Genomic DNA, 13,916 nt, shown 5'->3' on the forward strand with positions numbered 1-13,916 from the left:
GCGTCACGTCGTCGGCGCTGGCCGATTCTGCGTATGGACCTGCGCGAGCAGATGCGACGCGATGCGCGTGCTGCGCACGAGGTCGCCGGGCGCGTGGTGCGTGACCTGGCGCTGAATGAAGTAGCGCGCGGTGTGCGCGAGCCCGTTCGCGAACGTCGTCGTCGCGCGCCAGCCGAGCCGCTTCTGCGCGGCCGCCAGATTCGGCCGCCGCTGGCGCGGATCGTCGGACGGCAGCGGCCGGAATTCGATCGGCACGTTGGCACCGACGATCCGCACGACTTCCCGCGCGACGTCGATCATCGCGATCTCCACGTCGCTGCCGAGATTGACCGGCTCGCTCGCATCGCCCGGTTCATCCATCAGCCGGATCAACGCATCGACCATGTCGTCGACGTAGCAGAACGAGCGCGTCTGCTTGCCGTCGCCGTAGACGGTCAACGGCTGTTCCGCGAGCGCCTGCGTGACGAAGTTCGATACCACGCGCCCGTCGGCCGGGTGCATGCGCGGGCCGTACGTGTTGAAGATCCGCGCGATCCGCACGTCGATGCCGTACTGGCGGTGATAGTCCGCGAACAGCGTTTCCGCGCAGCGCTTGCCTTCGTCGTAGCACGCGCGGATGCCGGTCGGATTGACGCGGCCGCAATAGTGCTCGTCCTGCGGATGCACGTCGGGGTCGCCGTACACCTCGCTCGTCGATGCCTGCAGAATGCGCGCCTTCACACGTTTCGCGAGGCCGAGCAGGTTGATCGCGCCGTGCACGCTGGTCTTGGTCGTCTGCACGGGGTCGCGCTGGTAGTGAACGGGCGACGCCGGGCACGCGAGGTTGTAGATCTCGTCGACTTCGACGTAGAGCGGAAACGTCACGTCATGCCGCATCAGCTCGAAGTTCGGCGCATCGAGCAGGTGCGCGATGTTGTCCTTCGTGCCCGTGTAGAAATTGTCGACGCACAGCACGTCGTGGCCGGCCGTCACGAGGCGTTCGCACAGATGCGAACCGAGAAAGCCGGCGCCGCCGGTGACGAGGACGCGTTTTCGGTCGTAGCCCTTCATTACGTATTCTCCTTGCGGTGTGCGAGCACGCCTCGCGTGGTGGCGACCGGCGTGCGCCGGCCGGTGCCGGCCGACGTGCCGGCGCGCTGCGCGTGGGCGACGTCGCGGTAGATGTCGACGAGCCGGTCGGCGACGCCTTGCCAGGTGTAGAAGCGATGGGCGCGCAGGTAGCCGGCGCGGCCGAGCGCCGCGCACAGGTCCGGTTGCGCGCGCAGTTGCACGAGGCGCGCGGCCAGCGCGGCCGGGTCGCGCGGCGGCACGAGATAGCCGGTCGTGCCGTCGTCGACCGTCGTGCGGATGCCGCCGACGTCGCTGCCGATCACCGGGGCCGCGCACGCCATCGCCTCGACCGGCGTGATGCCGAACGGCTCGTACCACGGCGTCGTCACGAACACGTCGGCCGCGCTGTAGTACAGGTGCAGCGCATCGCGATCGCGCCGGCCGACGAAGGTTACGCGGTTCGCGATCCCGAGTTCGTGCGCGAAGGCGGCGAGCCGCGCGAGTTCCGGGTCGCGCGCGGGGTCGGGCGTCGGCTGGCTGCCGCCGACCACGTACAGGTGCGTCGGCCGCTGCGGATCGCGCGGCATGCGTGCGAGCGCGTCGATCACGGTGTCGATGCCCTTGCGCGGCACGAGGCGCCCCAGTTGAAGTACGACGAATGCGTCCTGCGGCCAGCCCAGCCGCGCGCGTGCATCGACGCGCGGCACCGGCCGAAATTCCCGTGCATCGAAGCCGCATGGCACGATCTCGATGCGCGCGGTGTCGGCGCGATAGTGCGTCGTCAGGTCGAGCGCATCCTGCGGGCATTCGGCGATCAGGCGGTCCGAGCGGCGCGCGAGCGTGTCCTCGATCGTGAAGCGCGCGTCGGGAAAGCCGTCGGCCGTGCCCTGGTGCAGCCGCCGCACGCGCCCGAGCGCATGGAACGTCGTGACGAGCGGGATACCGAGCGCTTTTTTCACGCGCAGCGCCGCGTCGCCGGACATGAAGAAGTTCGCGTGCATCACGTCGACCGGATCGGGCTCGCGCCGCATGCGCGAGATCATGTACTGCGCGAACGGGCCCATGTACGGCAGCAGCTGCTCCTTGGGCACGTCGGTCGGCGGCCCGGCCGGCACGTGGATCACGCGCATGCGCGGGCCGATCGACACGACTTCCGGCAAATGCGGATTGTCGCAGCGGGTGTAGACGTCGACGTCGAGGCCGCGCTCCGCGAGCTGCTTCGCGACGTTCGCGACATAGATGTTCTGACCACCGGCATCGACGCCGCCGATCACCCCCAGCGGCGACGCATGTTCACTGATCAACGCAATTCTTTGCATGGTATTGCTCCCGGTATCGGGGCCGCGCACACGGGCCACCCTTGTCGGTCGCTCGGCAATCGGCATGCCCGCCGGATTGCGGGGAAAACCGCTTCCCCGTGTGCCGAAAAAATTACAACGCGTTGGATGAAAGGGCGTCTGATCGCGGTGGCGCGCTGGCATGCGGCGCACGCGGCGCGGCACGCGACTTGCGCGACTCCGTTCACCTGCCGGCGTGTCCGGCTTGACGAAAAGGAGGTCACGATGAAGGTATCCCCGCTGCAAGCCCGCCCCCCGCGAATCCGCCGTCAACGCGCGCTGCGCACCGGGATGGCGGTCGCGATCGCCGCGGCCGCCGTGTGCATGGTCGTCGCGCCGAACGCGGTCGCCGCCGGCGACGACGGCGCCGCATCGTCGTCGACGTCGTCGTCGCATTCGAGCACCGGCACGAAGATCCGCGACGCGACGATCACGACCAAGGCGAAGGCCGAACTCGTCGGCACGAGCGGCCTGTCGGCCGGCGACATCCACGTGAAGACCCGGCACGGCACCGTGACGCTCACCGGCAGCGTGCCCGACGAGCAGCAGCGCACGCAGGCCGTCAGCGTCGTGAAGCAGGTCGACGGCGTGCAGGGCGTGCGCGACCAGTTGACCATCCGGCCCAAATAACCGCGACGCGACCGTAACAGGAGTCCAGCGATGAACTGCATGCTCAAACCGGTCGGCGAACAGACGATCGTGATTACCGGCGCGACGAGCGGCATCGGGCTCGTCACCGCGCGCAAGGCGGCACGGCGCGGCGCGAAGCTCGTGCTGTTCGCGCGCAACGAGGAAGCGTTGAACACGCTGTGCGAGGAAATCCGCCAGCACGGCGGCCTCGCGGTGCCGGTCGCCGGCGACGTCGGCAACGTCGAGGATCTGCAGCGCGCGGCCGCGGCGGCGGCCGACACGTACGGCGGCTTCGACACCTGGATCAACAATGCCGGCGTGTCGATTTTCGGCACGGCGGCCCAGGTGCCGCTCGAGGATCAGCGCCGGCTGTTCGACACCAACTACTGGGGCGTCGTGCACGGTTCGCTCGTCGCGGCCGACCATTTCCGGCGCAAGAGCGATTTCCACGGCGGCGCGATCATCAACATGGGCAGCGAGGCGTCCGACGCGCCGGTGCCGCTGCAAAGCGCGTATGTCGCATCGAAGCACGCGGTGAAGGGCTTCACCGATTCGCTGCGGCTCGAGATGGAAGCGGATCACCTGCCGGTGTCCGTCACGCTGATCAAGCCGGCCGCGATCGACACGATGTTCGTGATGCACGCGAAGAACTACATGAACGTCGAGGCGAAGCTGCCGCCGCCGATCTACGACCCCGATCTGGTGGCCGACGCGATCCTGTTCGCGGCCGCGCATCCGCGCCGCACGCTGTTCGTCGGCGGCGCCGCCAAGCTGACGTCGGCGAGCGCGTACCACGCGCCGCGCCTGTTCGATCGCCTCGCGGCCACGCTGTTCTCGCGCGGCCAGCGCACGGTGCGCCCCGCGCGGCCGCGCGACGACAATGCGCTGTACGACTCGCGCCACGCGCTGCACGAGCGCGAAGGCATGGAAGGGCCCGTTCTGCGCAGCTGTGCGTACAACTCGGTGGTGCAGCGGCCGAAGGTCGCCGGCGCGGTCGCGCTGGGCGCCGCGGCGCTGGTGTTTGCCGCGTTCGCACGCGCGCGCCGGCAGTCCGCGTGATTTCGTTCATTTTCCAAGGAGGCTTTCATGACATCCCGACAACATACGGGCCACGAATACAGCCACTCGCGCGCGCACGAAGGCGAGCGCACGCAGCAGGACCACGACAAGGGCGGCCATCAGACGGGCCACGGCAAGCCGCCGAGCCCGGTCGACGTGCAGAAGGCGCTGAAGGGGATGGACTACCCGGCCAGCAAGTCGGACGTCGTGCAGTGCGCGGAACGCTCGCATGCGAGCCCCGAGGTGCTCGACATGCTGCGCAAGATTCCCGAGCGCGAGTACGACACGCCGGCATCGGTATCGAAGGAACTCGGGCGGCTGATGTGAGCGTCGCCCCGTCGCGCCGCGTGCTTGCGCGCGCGGCGCATTCATCACGAGGAGCACGACCATGGCGATGATCGTCGCAGGCCGTTTCACGACGTTCGATGAAGCGGAAGGTGGGGCGCGTCACCTCTACGAGCGCGCGTTCGGGCCGGACGACGTGTCGATCTTCTTCCTGAACCCCGGCGGCCAGCACGCACGCTTCCCGATCGGCGGCGACGTGTATGCCGACACGGCGGCGAAGCCCGGCGGGCGCGGCGCGATGGTCGGCGCGATCCGTGGGCTGCTGATCGGCGTCGTCCTCGGGCTGATCGCCTATGCGCTCGGCCTGCACTACTGGTTCGTGCCGGCCGCCGCCGCGCTGGCCGGCGCCTATCTCGGCGCATTCGGCGGCGCGCTCGGCCGCATGCGCGGCGAGCAGGCCGAAGGCAAGGGCACGCTCGCGCAGAGCGAGACCGGCGTGATCCTCGCCGCGCGCGTGACGCCCGACACCGCGACCGCCGCCGAAGACGTGCTGCGCGCGACCGGCGCGAAGTCGATCGAGCGCGTCGAAGGCGACTGGCAGGACGGCGAATGGCGCGATTTCGATCCGGTGCGCCGGCCCGACGAAGCCCCGTCCGGCGGCCCGCGCTGACCTTTTTCCAAACGCTTGCAACGCCAACCCTGAAAACACGGCCGCCGCGTGCGGGCCGGCGTGCGCCGCGCGCGGCACGCCGCTTGCGCAGCATCGGCGGCACCCGTTCAAGGAGGAACCCATGACCACCGCACAGACTCCCCCGCCGCAGAAACAGACGCAGCAGCCGGGCACGGAGCGCGACATGCATCCGAAGCCGCGCGACGAGGCGGCCGACTACGTCGGCAGCGGCAAGCTCGCCGGCAAGGTCGCGCTGGTGACGGGCGGCGACAGCGGGATCGGCCGCGCCGTGGCGGTCGGTTTCGCGAAGGAGGGCGCGGACGTCGCGATCGTCTACCTGAATGAATCCGACGACGCCGCGCACACGAAGCAACTGATCGAGCAGGCCGGCCGGCGCTGCGAGGCGATCGCGTGCGACGTCGGCGATCGCCGGCAGGCGCGCGACGCCGTGGCTCGCACCGTCGAGCGGCTCGGCCGGCTCGACGTGCTCGTGAACAACGCGGGCGAGCAGCATCCGCAGCCGGGCATCGAGGACGTGTCCGAGGAACAGCTCGAGCGCACGTTCCGCACCAACGTATACGGGATGTTCTTCTGCACGCAGGCCGCGCTGCCGCACATGAAGGAAGGCGGCCGCATCGTCAACACGGCGTCGGTCACCGCGTATCACGGCAGCCCGAAACTGCCCGACTACTCGGCGACCAAGGGCGCGATCGTCGCGTTCACGCGCTCGCTGTCGATCGAGCTGGCCGAACGCGACATCCGCGTGAACGCGGTCGCACCGGGGCCGATCTGGACGCCGCTGATTCCGTCGACGTTCACGCCCGAGCAGGTCGCGAAATTCGGCTCGAACGTGCCGCTCAAGCGGCCGGGCCAGCCGGACGAACTGATCGACTGCTACGTGCTGCTCGCGTCGGACGGCGCGAGCTACATGACCGGGCAGACGCTGCATCCGAACGGCGGCTCGATCGTCGGCGGCTGATGGCCGTTTCCACGCAAGCACCAGGAGAAAGCAGATGAGACAACCCAACTGGACGATCGCGGCGCTCGCCGCCGGCGTGCTCGCCGTGTCCGGGCTCGCCCGCGCGCAGATGCCGAGCGAGCCGCCCGCGTCGAATGCGCATGTGCCGGGCGGCGTGATCAACCCGTCGTCGGGCGCCGGCGCGGCCGGCGACCCCGGCATCGCGAAAGCGCCGAAGGGCACCGACGCGGAGTTCGTCGACAAGGCCGCGATGGCCGGCAAGGCCGAAGTGCAGGCAAGCCAGCTCGCGCTGAAGCAGGCGCAGTCGGCGGACGTGCGGGCGTTCGCGAAACGGATGGTCGCGGATCACGGCAAGGCGAACGCGAAGCTCAACGAAATCGCCGCGCGCAAGGGTATCAAGCCGCAGGTCGAACAGATTTCCGATCCTGACGTGGAGGCGCTGCGCGGCAAGAGCGGGCACGACTTCGACACCGCGTATCTCGCGGCGGCCGGCCCCGACGCGCACCAGAAGGCGGTCGCGTTGTTCGAGGACGAAGCGCGCGACGGCAAGGACGCGCAACTGCGCGCGTTCGCCAAATCCACGCTGCCGACGCTCAAGCATCACCTGAGCATGGCGCAGACGCTCGCACGCAAGGTGGGCACGCAATAACGCGTGCCCGGTTCCACCCCTGGGCCGCCCGGCGGCCCGCTTTTTCGGAGAAGCAGTCATGGCCCAACGGCAATCGAAGCACGAAGGTATCCTCGAACTGCTCTGCCAGGCATACGAGACCGAGCTTGGCGGCGCGCAGATCTACGAGGCCGCGCTCCAGTGCGCGACCGACGAGGACCTCCATAAGGAATGGGAGAAGTACCATCGCGAGACGCTGCATCACCAGGAGGTGCTGCGCAAGGTATTCGACACGCTCGGCCTCGATCCGGATGCGCAGTCGCCGGGGCGCGCCGCGGTGGCGGCGACCGGCAAGTCGCTGGTGCAGGTGATCCAGCAGGCGAAGAAGCAGGCCGATCCGGCGGTCGCGCAGGTGGTCGCGGCCGAGTGCGTGGTGCTGGCCGAAACCAAGGATCACCTGAACTGGGAGCTGATCGGCTACGCGGCTGATCAACTGCCCGACAGCGACGCCGCGAAGGCGCTGAAGGCCGCGCACGACGAGGTCGAGGCCGATGAGGATCATCACCTGTATCACACGCGTGGCTGGGCGCGCGAGATGTGGATCGAGTCGATGGGCTTCAAGGCGGTGCTGCCGCCGCCGGAGGAAGTGAAGAAGGTGGAGTCCGCGGCCGACGCGGCACGTGCCGAGCGCTCGCGCGGCAAGATGATGTAACACCAGGGCGGGCGTGCCGCGCGCGGCGCGGTCGCCCGCTTGCCGGTCCATCAGGTTGCGTACGCAACCTTCTGCACAATCCCCGCCTCAATCCCTCACGTCAGTACATCGACGATCATCGTCACTACCGACACGGCCATCAGCGCGACCGCCAGCCAGCCGAACACTTTCGATACCGGCCCGCTGCCGGGCTGGCCGGCCGCATCGCGCTGTTGCGACAGCAGCATCACCAGCACGAGCATCGGCACCGCCGCGACGCCGTTGAGCACGGCGCTCCAGTACAACGCGCGGATCGGGGCGATCGGGCTGAAGCAGATCGCGATGCCGACGATCACGCACAGCGCCAGCACCGTGTAGAACGCGGGCGCGCGCCGTACGGGCTCGTTCAGCCCTTCGCGAAACCGCCACGCTTCCGCGCAACCGTAGGCGGCGCTGCCCGCGAACGCGGGAATCGCGAGCAGCCCGCAGCCGACGATGCCGAACGCGAACACCACGAACGCGGCTTCGCCGGCGATCGGCCGCAACGCCTCGGCGGCCTGCGCGGTGCTGCCGATGTCGTGCCGGCCGCGCGCGAAGAACACGGCCGCGCCGATCACCATGATGCAGAACGACACCGCGTTGGTGACGATCATGCCGGTCCACGTGTCGAACGTGATGCGCTGTTCGGTCTCGCGGCGCGAGTTGCGTTCGCCGTTCTGTTGCTCGGCCGTGGTTTCCTCGACTTCGAGCGCGGCCTGCCACACGAACAGGTACGGGCTCAGCGTCGTACCGAGCACGGCGACCGCGGTGGTCGCATAGTCGTGCGTGAAGGCGATGTGCGGCAGCACGATCGCGTGCAGCAGGTCGCCCCAGTCGACGTGCACGAAGCCGAGTTCGAGCACGTACGCGATCAGGCCGAGCGTCATCCATTTGAGCCAGCGTGCATAGCGTTCGTATGACAGCATCACCTGCAACGCGAGCGACGCGATTCCGTAGAGCGGCGCATACCAGTAGCTGCGGCCGCCGACGACGAGCGCCGTCGCGTCGCCCATCGCCGCGAGATCGGCGCCGACGTTCACGACGTTGACGATCACGACCATCACGATCAGCGTCTTCGCGACGCGCTCGGAATAGTGCTGACGGATGCCGGCCACGAGTCCTTCGCGATTGCGGCGCCCGATGAATGCCGACGCGAGCTGCACGGCCACCATCATCGGCAGCGTGACGACGATCATCCACAGCATGTTGAAACCGAACTGGCTGCCGGCCTGCGCGTAGACGGCGACGTTGCTCGGATCGGCATCCGACGCGCCCGCGAGCAGGCCGGGGCCGAGCCGCCGATACCACGGTTTCGCGGCGGCCGGCTGCGCGTCTTCGTCGAGTCCGCTCATCCGGCATCCCCGTGCGCCGGGCGCCCGCCGCCGTGGCGCCGCTCGCGAGCGAGGCGCGACGCGGTGCGCAACGCGTCGACCAGCGTGCGGTACGCGTGTTCGCGGGAATCGGCGCCGCGCGTGCGCAGCACGTACGAAGGGTGATAGGTCGCGACGACGAGCCGGCCGTCCTCGGTGCGCACCGGGGCGCGCGTGCGCTCCAGCGTCGCGTCGTTGTCCTGCAGCACCGCGCGCAGCGCCGTCGCGCCGAGCGCGACCACCACGCGCGGTTGGACGGCTTGCAGTTCGCGTTCGAGCCAGTAGTGGCACGCCGCCACTTCACGCTGCGCGGGTGTCTTGTGCAGCCGGCGCTTGCCGCGCGGCTCCCATTTGAAGTGCTTGACCGCGTTCGTCAGGTAGACGTGCGCGCGTTCGATCCCGGCTTCGTCGAGCGCGCGGTCGAGCATGCGGCCGGCCGCGCCGACGAACGGCAGGCCTGCACGGTCCTCCTGGTCGCCCGGCTGCTCGCCGACCAGCATGATCGGCGCGTCGACGGGCCCGGCGCCCGGCACCGGCTGCGTCGCGTGTTCCCACAGCGCGCAGCGGCGGCACGCGTCGAGCGTGTCCGGGGCATCGTCGTCGGGCGGCGGTGCCGTCGGTGCCTGGCGGTCGGGCGTTTTGCGCGTCATGCGGCATCTCCGGCGCAGGCCGAACGAACGGCACGCCGCCGTTGCGCGGAACATGCCGGCGCTCGTGCTGTCGCACGCGCAGTGGGAAGCACACTGGACGATCGAAGCCGCATCGTGCGCATGAAAGACTCCTGTGTCGACGATGCGAGAGAGGCAGCAACCGGCATGCCGCATGCAGTCGGTATGGGCTCGCGCCTTGCGTGGCAAGCCGGTCCAACGACAGGAGAAGCACGATGCAACTCGACCCCGGCGACGATCCGGCCGCCGACGACGTGCTGCTGTGGCGCGCGCCCGACAGCGTGCCGCGCCGTCCGCGCCGCGTGCTGGTCGTCGACGACTATCGCGATGCGGCGGATGCGCTGCGCCTGCTGCTCGAGGCGCGCGGCTTCGAGTGCCGGGTCGCCGACGATCCGTTCGCCGTGTGCGACGTCGCGCGCGACTGGCAGCCGTTCGCGGTCGTGCTCGACATCGCGATGCCGGGCCTCGACGGGCTGCAGCTCGCGGCGCGGCTGCGGCGCGACCCGCGAACGTCGGACATGCTGCTGATCGCGTGCAGCGGGCTTGCGTCGCGGCGCGATTGCGAACGGGCGAAGGAAGCCGGCTTCGACGCGCACTGCGCGAAACCGCTGACGCCGCACCGGCTGCTGGGCTACCTCGAATCGGCGAGCGGCGGCGCCAGGAAGCCGGACGGGGACGTTACACGACCCTTGTAAAAAGGCTGGCGGTGCGCCGGGTGCGGCGTCGGCCACCGCGGCGCGAGGGGACAAAAAAACGCCCCGCGGGGCGGGGCGTGTCGAACGGAAGCGCCGGCGAACCGGCGCCGCGTCAAGGTGCGGTCAGTGACGGCCGCGCGTGCGCGGATCGTCGAGGTCTTCGGTCGGGTCGGTCAAGCCGAGCTCGTCGCCGGCACTCCAGTACGGCGTGCTGCCGTAGAACTCGTGCAGCGGCTCGGCCCATTGCGGATCGGCCATCGCCGGCCAGTGGTCCTTGTCGAACCCCGGCGCATTGCGAATCCGCTCGGACGATACCGACAGCAGGAAGCACTTGCGTTCGGTATCGAGCGTCAGCGCGCTCCACGGAATCGCGTGCAGCTTGTCGCCGATGCCGAGGATGCCGCCGCTCGACAGCACCGCATACGCGATGCGGCCCGAGCGCACGTCGAGCATGATGTCCTTGATCTTGCCGACATCGTCGCCGTCGGTCGTATAGACCTTGTCGCCTTCCAGCGTATCGGCTGCCATCACGTCGGGACCGGGGCCGGCCGCCGTCGCGGCGCCCTTGCCGATGATGCGGGTCTGACCTTGATCGGGAGTCTGCATGGTTTCCTCCAGGCTGTGTGGGGCGCGACCGTGCCCGGGGCCGGGCCCTGCGGGTCGCGCGGGTGGGCGGGGCGAAGCGGAACACCGCACCGTCACGTCTGCTTCGGTTGCGACACGCCTTCGAGCGTGTTCGCCACGTCGTCGCGCTCGGGGCTGGCCGTGCGCGTCGCGATGTCGGCGAGCGACAGCATGCCGACCAGTCGCTTGTCGTGATCGACGACGGGCAGCCGGCGCAGTTGCGCGTCGGCCATGTAGTGCTGGATCTCGTCCAGCGAATCGTCGTCGAAGCACCATTCGATCGGGCCGGACGCGACCTCCTGGATGCGCGTCTCCGGCGGCTTGCCGGCCGAGATCGCGCGCACCGCGAGATCGCGGTCCGTCACCATCCCGACCAGCCGGTTGTTGTCGCACACGGGCAGCGCGCCGATGTCGTAGCGCTCCATCAGTTGAGCGGCGTGACGGATCGAGTCGGTCGGTGCGATCCGCACGACGTCCTGCGACATGATTTCGTTGACGCGATGCATGAATTTCTCCTTGGCAGTCAGGTAAAGCAATGTGTCGGTGCGGCTACCGTGTTCCAGCAAACCGCATGCCGTGCAGGCGTGGTTCGTCTCGTCACTTCTCGTCGCGTTTGCGTTTGTCCTCCGCCGGCCCGTCGTCGTGCTTGCCGGGCGGCGTGTCGGGCTCGATGCGCGTGACGCCGCCGGTCGCGGGCGGGTCGCTGGCCGGAAACGTGTCCTCGAGCTGCTTGTCGATATGACGCTCCGAATGGCGCGTATGGGTGCGGTCCTGGTCCTTCAGCGGCGGCTGCGGATCGGGCTGCCGCTCGTGCGCCGGTGCGTCGTGGCCGTGCCGGGTCGAATCCTTCATCGCGGTACTCCGTATCGGTGACGAGGAGCCGCCTGTGCCGCAACCTGCGTTCCCGGCCCGCGCGCCCGGCACGCGACTTGCCGCTGCAACGGCCACGACCACGACGACGACCATGACGACACAGCGCAACAGGGTGCCTGCTGCGCGCACACCGAGCGGGAGGCAGGATGACGATTCCGAAACGACGACCAGGGGTGCGCTACGAGATCAACGTATGCGGCGGCGGATTCGATTCGGTGAAAAGCCATTTCGATACGTGGAAGCACGAACCGCTGATCTACCGGCCCGAGCGCCGGATGTTCGAAGGCAAGGCCGACGTGCGGCCACTCGGCGACGAGACGTTCGGCGCGACCGAGCCCGCGCGCTTCGCGCTGCAGCGGGCGTGCGAGCCGTCGGACCCGTATGCGCTGGCCGCACGCGTGCGGGACGACGGCCGCGAGCTGTGGCTCGTGATGGCCGCCTACGACGCGTAGCCGCGCGCTTGCAAGATTTGCAGCGAACGGTGTAGCGAAGGCATGGCGGCTGGCGCTGGACCGCGCGCCTGCGTATCGATTCCCCGGCGATCCCCGCGTGACCCGCGCCTGCGGCGACGTGAACGGACGGCACGCGGCTTGCGAATCTTCGCTACGCGGCTGTCGCGCCGATCCCGACCCGAACCCGCAACGATGGAATGCCGATGAAACACGAACCCGCGCAGTGGCTGCAACGACCCGAACCGCCGTTCCCCGACATCGAGCCGGACCCCGAGCCGCCCGATCCCGACGACCTGCCGCCGGACCTGCCCGAACCGTACCGGGAACCGGAGGGCGACCCGCCCGGGCATGCGCCGCCCGAACGCGACCCGCCGTCGCGCGAGCCGCCCGTGCGGGCGTGGCGGGTGGGCGCGCCGCCGCTCATGCGAACGGAGGAGGTGCGATGAGTATCCGCGTGAAACCCGGCATGCTGCGCGACATCGCCGAGACGCTCGGTCGTCATTTCGAGGCGCGCGCGATGCCGTTCCACGTCGAGGAGCAGCCGGCCGGCGCACTGCATATCGGTTTTCGCGTCGACGGCCATCCGGCGTCGCTGACCGTGACGTTCGACGCCGACGCGTTCGCCGCGCTCGAACGGGCCGACGTCGACCGGCAACGCGGCACGCTCACGCGCGTCGCGGCCGAATTCGACACGATGATGGCGCGCCGCGCACCGACCGCGTACGCGGGCGATTTCCACTTCAACCGGCTCTGAGCCGCGCCGTACTGGCCGGCCGCAGCCGTCGATTCACGGAGGATTCGATGAACACGATCCAGACGATACGCGTGGGCGCCTGTGCGTTCGCCGCCGCGTGCGCGCTGGGCGCATGCACGCAACCCGCCAACGGCCCGTACGGCACGCGCGGGGCGCCGCCCGCGCCGCCTGACGGCCGCGGCGCGCAGTCGACCACGACGATGCCGGACGCGAATACGCGCTACGACCCGCGTCCGTCGCCGGGCAATACGATGCCGCCCGGTACGAGGGTCGACGTACCGGTCGACGTGCCGCCGCCGGGCCCGAACGGCGCGCAGGGCGACCAGCCGCTGCCGGGCACGCCCCCGCCGATGCAGTACTGATACGACGCGTCGCGGGGACGCGCCGCGGCGCCGCGTCACGGCATGCCGCCCCCGCGATGAGGCCGGAGGAACGCGATGGCGAATCAGCACGAACATCTGGAGGACTGGCTGCGCGATGCCTACGCGATGGAGCGCCAGGCCGAGACGATGATCGACGCGCAGATGAAGCGGGTCGGCCACTACCCGCAGTTGCAGGACCGGCTGCGGCAGCATCTCGACGACACGCTCGGCCAGCAGGCGCTCGTCGAGGCGTGCCTGATGCGGCTGGGCACGTCGCCATCGGCGACCAAGGATCTCGCCGCGCGCATTGCCGCATACGGCGAGATCGCGAGCGGCATGCTGGCGGACGACGAAGTGGTGAAGACGGCGCTGGCCGCCTATGCATTCGAGCAGTTGGAGATCGCCGCGTACACCGCGCTCGTCGCGGCGGCGCAGGCGGCCGGGGAAGAAGAGATTCGCGCCTGTTGCGAGCGGATTCTCCAGCAGGAGCGCGGCATGGCCGCGTGGCTGCTGCGCCATCTGCCCGAGCTGACGACGGCGTTTCTCGATCGTTCGGCGGTGGACCGCATCGACGCGAAGCGCTGACGGCGCGGCCCTCGAGCGGCTTCCGGTACGGGGCCGTTTTCCGTGAGCGAAATACGTGCCCCCTAACTTGCCCCCGGGTTGTAAAAAAGCGGCTCTCGCACACGGCGAAACGGGGTGCGAACCCGCGAGAGCCGCGTCGTGGCGCGCTTCGCGCGACTGGCACGGAAGCTGCATGACGTCCGGTAG

General features: G+C 69.5%; 20 protein-coding genes. 13 read left to right on the forward strand and 7 right to left on the reverse strand.

Features of this window, described 5'->3' with window-relative positions; genetic code table 11:
• Positions 1-3: 3 nt before the first annotated feature.
• Both BLS50_RS30720 and BLS50_RS30725 read right to left on the reverse strand, forming a co-directional pair.
• On the reverse strand, positions 4-1,050 hold the full coding sequence (locus tag BLS50_RS30720; RefSeq protein WP_011545578.1) for a UDP-glucuronic acid decarboxylase family protein: 1,047 nt from the start codon (positions 1,048-1,050) through the stop codon (positions 4-6).
• Positions 1,050-2,369, reverse strand: coding sequence for a glycosyltransferase family 4 protein (locus tag BLS50_RS30725; RefSeq protein WP_074808649.1), 1,320 nt, complete (start codon positions 2,367-2,369; stop codon positions 1,050-1,052). Before BLS50_RS30725 ends, BLS50_RS30720 begins: the two co-directional genes overlap by 1 nt.
• Before the next feature lie 243 nt (positions 2,370-2,612).
• On the opposite strand from BLS50_RS30725, the gene BLS50_RS30730 reads away from it, so the two are divergent.
• The 7 genes from BLS50_RS30730 (at position 2,613) to BLS50_RS30760 (ending at position 7,329) form a co-directional block, all read left to right on the forward strand.
• Complete coding sequence (locus tag BLS50_RS30730) at positions 2,613-3,017, forward strand: BON domain-containing protein (RefSeq protein WP_074808652.1); 405 nt, start codon at positions 2,613-2,615, stop codon at positions 3,015-3,017.
• Between the two features lie 30 nt (positions 3,018-3,047).
• Positions 3,048-4,076: an SDR family oxidoreductase gene (locus BLS50_RS30735; protein WP_012336603.1), complete on the forward strand. Its 1,029-nt coding sequence runs from the start codon at positions 3,048-3,050 to the stop codon at positions 4,074-4,076.
• A gap of 27 nt (positions 4,077-4,103) precedes the next feature.
• On the forward strand, positions 4,104-4,403 hold the full coding sequence (locus BLS50_RS30740) for a DUF2795 domain-containing protein (RefSeq protein WP_027811316.1): 300 nt from the start codon (positions 4,104-4,106) through the stop codon (positions 4,401-4,403).
• Positions 4,404-4,464: 61 nt separating this feature from the next.
• Positions 4,465-5,031: a hypothetical protein gene (locus BLS50_RS30745; protein WP_011545573.1), complete on the forward strand. Its 567-nt coding sequence runs from the start codon at positions 4,465-4,467 to the stop codon at positions 5,029-5,031.
• A 121-nt stretch (positions 5,032-5,152) separates the two neighbouring features.
• Positions 5,153-6,010 (forward strand): SDR family oxidoreductase, encoded by an 858-nt coding sequence (locus BLS50_RS30750; RefSeq protein ID WP_074807169.1) that lies wholly within the window; start codon positions 5,153-5,155, stop codon positions 6,008-6,010.
• Between the two features lie 34 nt (positions 6,011-6,044).
• A complete protein-coding gene (locus tag BLS50_RS30755; RefSeq protein WP_074807171.1) occupies positions 6,045-6,659 on the forward strand; it encodes a DUF4142 domain-containing protein in 615 nt (204 codons plus the stop codon).
• Positions 6,660-6,717: 58 nt separating this feature from the next.
• Positions 6,718-7,329 carry a hypothetical protein gene (locus BLS50_RS30760; RefSeq protein ID WP_027806749.1) on the forward strand — a complete coding sequence of 204 codons (612 nt, stop codon included), beginning with the start codon at positions 6,718-6,720 and terminating at the stop codon, positions 7,327-7,329.
• Positions 7,330-7,424: 95 nt separating this feature from the next.
• On the opposite strand, the gene BLS50_RS30765 is transcribed toward BLS50_RS30760, so the two are convergent.
• The gene (locus BLS50_RS30765; protein WP_074807173.1) at positions 7,425-8,699 is read right to left on the reverse strand and encodes an NRAMP family divalent metal transporter; all 1,275 of its coding nucleotides are present in this window, start codon (positions 8,697-8,699) and stop codon (positions 7,425-7,427) included.
• Positions 8,696-9,367, reverse strand: a complete 672-nt coding sequence (locus tag BLS50_RS30770) for a UdgX family uracil-DNA binding protein (RefSeq protein WP_074807176.1) — start codon at positions 9,365-9,367, stop codon at positions 8,696-8,698. Before BLS50_RS30770 ends, BLS50_RS30765 begins: the two co-directional genes overlap by 4 nt.
• Positions 9,368-9,600: 233 nt before the next feature.
• Between BLS50_RS30770 and BLS50_RS30775 the strand changes: the two genes are divergently transcribed.
• Positions 9,601-10,080, forward strand: coding sequence for a response regulator (locus tag BLS50_RS30775; RefSeq protein WP_074807178.1), 480 nt, complete (start codon positions 9,601-9,603; stop codon positions 10,078-10,080).
• Between the two features lie 123 nt (positions 10,081-10,203).
• On the opposite strand, the gene BLS50_RS30780 is transcribed toward BLS50_RS30775, so the two are convergent.
• From BLS50_RS30780 to BLS50_RS30790, 3 genes are all read right to left on the reverse strand, one after another.
• Complete coding sequence (locus tag BLS50_RS30780) at positions 10,204-10,686, reverse strand: PRC-barrel domain-containing protein (protein ID WP_006498342.1); 483 nt, start codon at positions 10,684-10,686, stop codon at positions 10,204-10,206.
• A 92-nt stretch (positions 10,687-10,778) separates the two neighbouring features.
• Entirely contained in the window at positions 10,779-11,210 is a 432-nt protein-coding gene (locus tag BLS50_RS30785; RefSeq protein WP_011545563.1) for a CBS domain-containing protein, read from the reverse strand.
• Between the two features lie 91 nt (positions 11,211-11,301).
• Complete coding sequence (locus BLS50_RS30790; protein ID WP_053525753.1) at positions 11,302-11,556, reverse strand: hypothetical protein; 255 nt, start codon at positions 11,554-11,556, stop codon at positions 11,302-11,304.
• Positions 11,557-11,723: 167 nt separating this feature from the next.
• On the opposite strand from BLS50_RS30790, the gene BLS50_RS30795 reads away from it, so the two are divergent.
• The 5 genes from BLS50_RS30795 to BLS50_RS30815 all read left to right on the forward strand — a co-directional run bounded on the left by BLS50_RS30795 (position 11,724) and on the right by BLS50_RS30815 (position 13,730).
• A complete protein-coding gene (locus BLS50_RS30795; protein WP_027805702.1) occupies positions 11,724-12,029 on the forward strand; it encodes a hypothetical protein in 306 nt (101 codons plus the stop codon).
• Between the two features lie 197 nt (positions 12,030-12,226).
• On the forward strand, positions 12,227-12,475 hold the full coding sequence (locus tag BLS50_RS30800; RefSeq protein ID WP_080486952.1) for a hypothetical protein: 249 nt from the start codon (positions 12,227-12,229) through the stop codon (positions 12,473-12,475).
• A complete protein-coding gene (locus BLS50_RS30805) occupies positions 12,472-12,783 on the forward strand; it encodes a hypothetical protein (RefSeq protein WP_012336614.1) in 312 nt (103 codons plus the stop codon). The genes BLS50_RS30800 and BLS50_RS30805 overlap by 4 nt, the downstream gene beginning before the upstream one ends.
• Positions 12,784-12,830: 47 nt before the next feature.
• The gene (locus BLS50_RS30810; protein ID WP_027805704.1) at positions 12,831-13,145 is read left to right on the forward strand and encodes a hypothetical protein; all 315 of its coding nucleotides are present in this window, start codon (positions 12,831-12,833) and stop codon (positions 13,143-13,145) included.
• A 75-nt stretch (positions 13,146-13,220) separates the two neighbouring features.
• The gene (locus BLS50_RS30815; RefSeq protein ID WP_074807180.1) at positions 13,221-13,730 is read left to right on the forward strand and encodes a DUF892 family protein; all 510 of its coding nucleotides are present in this window, start codon (positions 13,221-13,223) and stop codon (positions 13,728-13,730) included.
• Positions 13,731-13,916 lie beyond the last annotated feature (186 nt).

It is taken from the genome of Burkholderia orbicola (assembly GCF_900100915.1).
GTDB classification, from domain to species: domain Bacteria; phylum Pseudomonadota; class Gammaproteobacteria; order Burkholderiales; family Burkholderiaceae; genus Burkholderia; species Burkholderia orbicola.

Bases quoted from the DNA above. Each gene is read 5' to 3' on its own strand.
- BLS50_RS30720 (WP_011545578.1), bottom strand. From the start codon at position 1,050: ATGAAGGGCTACGACCGAAAACGCGTCCTCGTCACCGGCGGCGCCGGC.
- BLS50_RS30725 (WP_074808649.1), bottom strand. From the start codon at position 2,369: ATGCAAAGAATTGCGTTGATCAGTGAACATGCGTCGCCGCTGGGGGTG.
- BLS50_RS30730 (WP_074808652.1), top strand. From the start codon at position 2,613: ATGAAGGTATCCCCGCTGCAAGCCCGCCCCCCGCGAATCCGCCGTCAA.
- BLS50_RS30735 (WP_012336603.1), top strand. From the start codon at position 3,048: ATGAACTGCATGCTCAAACCGGTCGGCGAACAGACGATCGTGATTACC.
- BLS50_RS30740 (WP_027811316.1), top strand. From the start codon at position 4,104: ATGACATCCCGACAACATACGGGCCACGAATACAGCCACTCGCGCGCG.
- BLS50_RS30745 (WP_011545573.1), top strand. From the start codon at position 4,465: ATGGCGATGATCGTCGCAGGCCGTTTCACGACGTTCGATGAAGCGGAA.
- BLS50_RS30750 (WP_074807169.1), top strand. From the start codon at position 5,153: ATGACCACCGCACAGACTCCCCCGCCGCAGAAACAGACGCAGCAGCCG.
- BLS50_RS30755 (WP_074807171.1), top strand. From the start codon at position 6,045: ATGAGACAACCCAACTGGACGATCGCGGCGCTCGCCGCCGGCGTGCTC.
- BLS50_RS30760 (WP_027806749.1), top strand. From the start codon at position 6,718: ATGGCCCAACGGCAATCGAAGCACGAAGGTATCCTCGAACTGCTCTGC.
- BLS50_RS30765 (WP_074807173.1), bottom strand. From the start codon at position 8,699: ATGAGCGGACTCGACGAAGACGCGCAGCCGGCCGCCGCGAAACCGTGG.
- BLS50_RS30770 (WP_074807176.1), bottom strand. From the start codon at position 9,367: ATGACGCGCAAAACGCCCGACCGCCAGGCACCGACGGCACCGCCGCCC.
- BLS50_RS30775 (WP_074807178.1), top strand. From the start codon at position 9,601: ATGCAACTCGACCCCGGCGACGATCCGGCCGCCGACGACGTGCTGCTG.
- BLS50_RS30780 (WP_006498342.1), bottom strand. From the start codon at position 10,686: ATGCAGACTCCCGATCAAGGTCAGACCCGCATCATCGGCAAGGGCGCC.
- BLS50_RS30785 (WP_011545563.1), bottom strand. From the start codon at position 11,210: ATGCATCGCGTCAACGAAATCATGTCGCAGGACGTCGTGCGGATCGCA.
- BLS50_RS30790 (WP_053525753.1), bottom strand. From the start codon at position 11,556: ATGAAGGATTCGACCCGGCACGGCCACGACGCACCGGCGCACGAGCGG.
- BLS50_RS30795 (WP_027805702.1), top strand. From the start codon at position 11,724: ATGACGATTCCGAAACGACGACCAGGGGTGCGCTACGAGATCAACGTA.
- BLS50_RS30800 (WP_080486952.1), top strand. From the start codon at position 12,227: ATGCCGATGAAACACGAACCCGCGCAGTGGCTGCAACGACCCGAACCG.
- BLS50_RS30805 (WP_012336614.1), top strand. From the start codon at position 12,472: ATGAGTATCCGCGTGAAACCCGGCATGCTGCGCGACATCGCCGAGACG.
- BLS50_RS30810 (WP_027805704.1), top strand. From the start codon at position 12,831: ATGAACACGATCCAGACGATACGCGTGGGCGCCTGTGCGTTCGCCGCC.
- BLS50_RS30815 (WP_074807180.1), top strand. From the start codon at position 13,221: ATGGCGAATCAGCACGAACATCTGGAGGACTGGCTGCGCGATGCCTAC.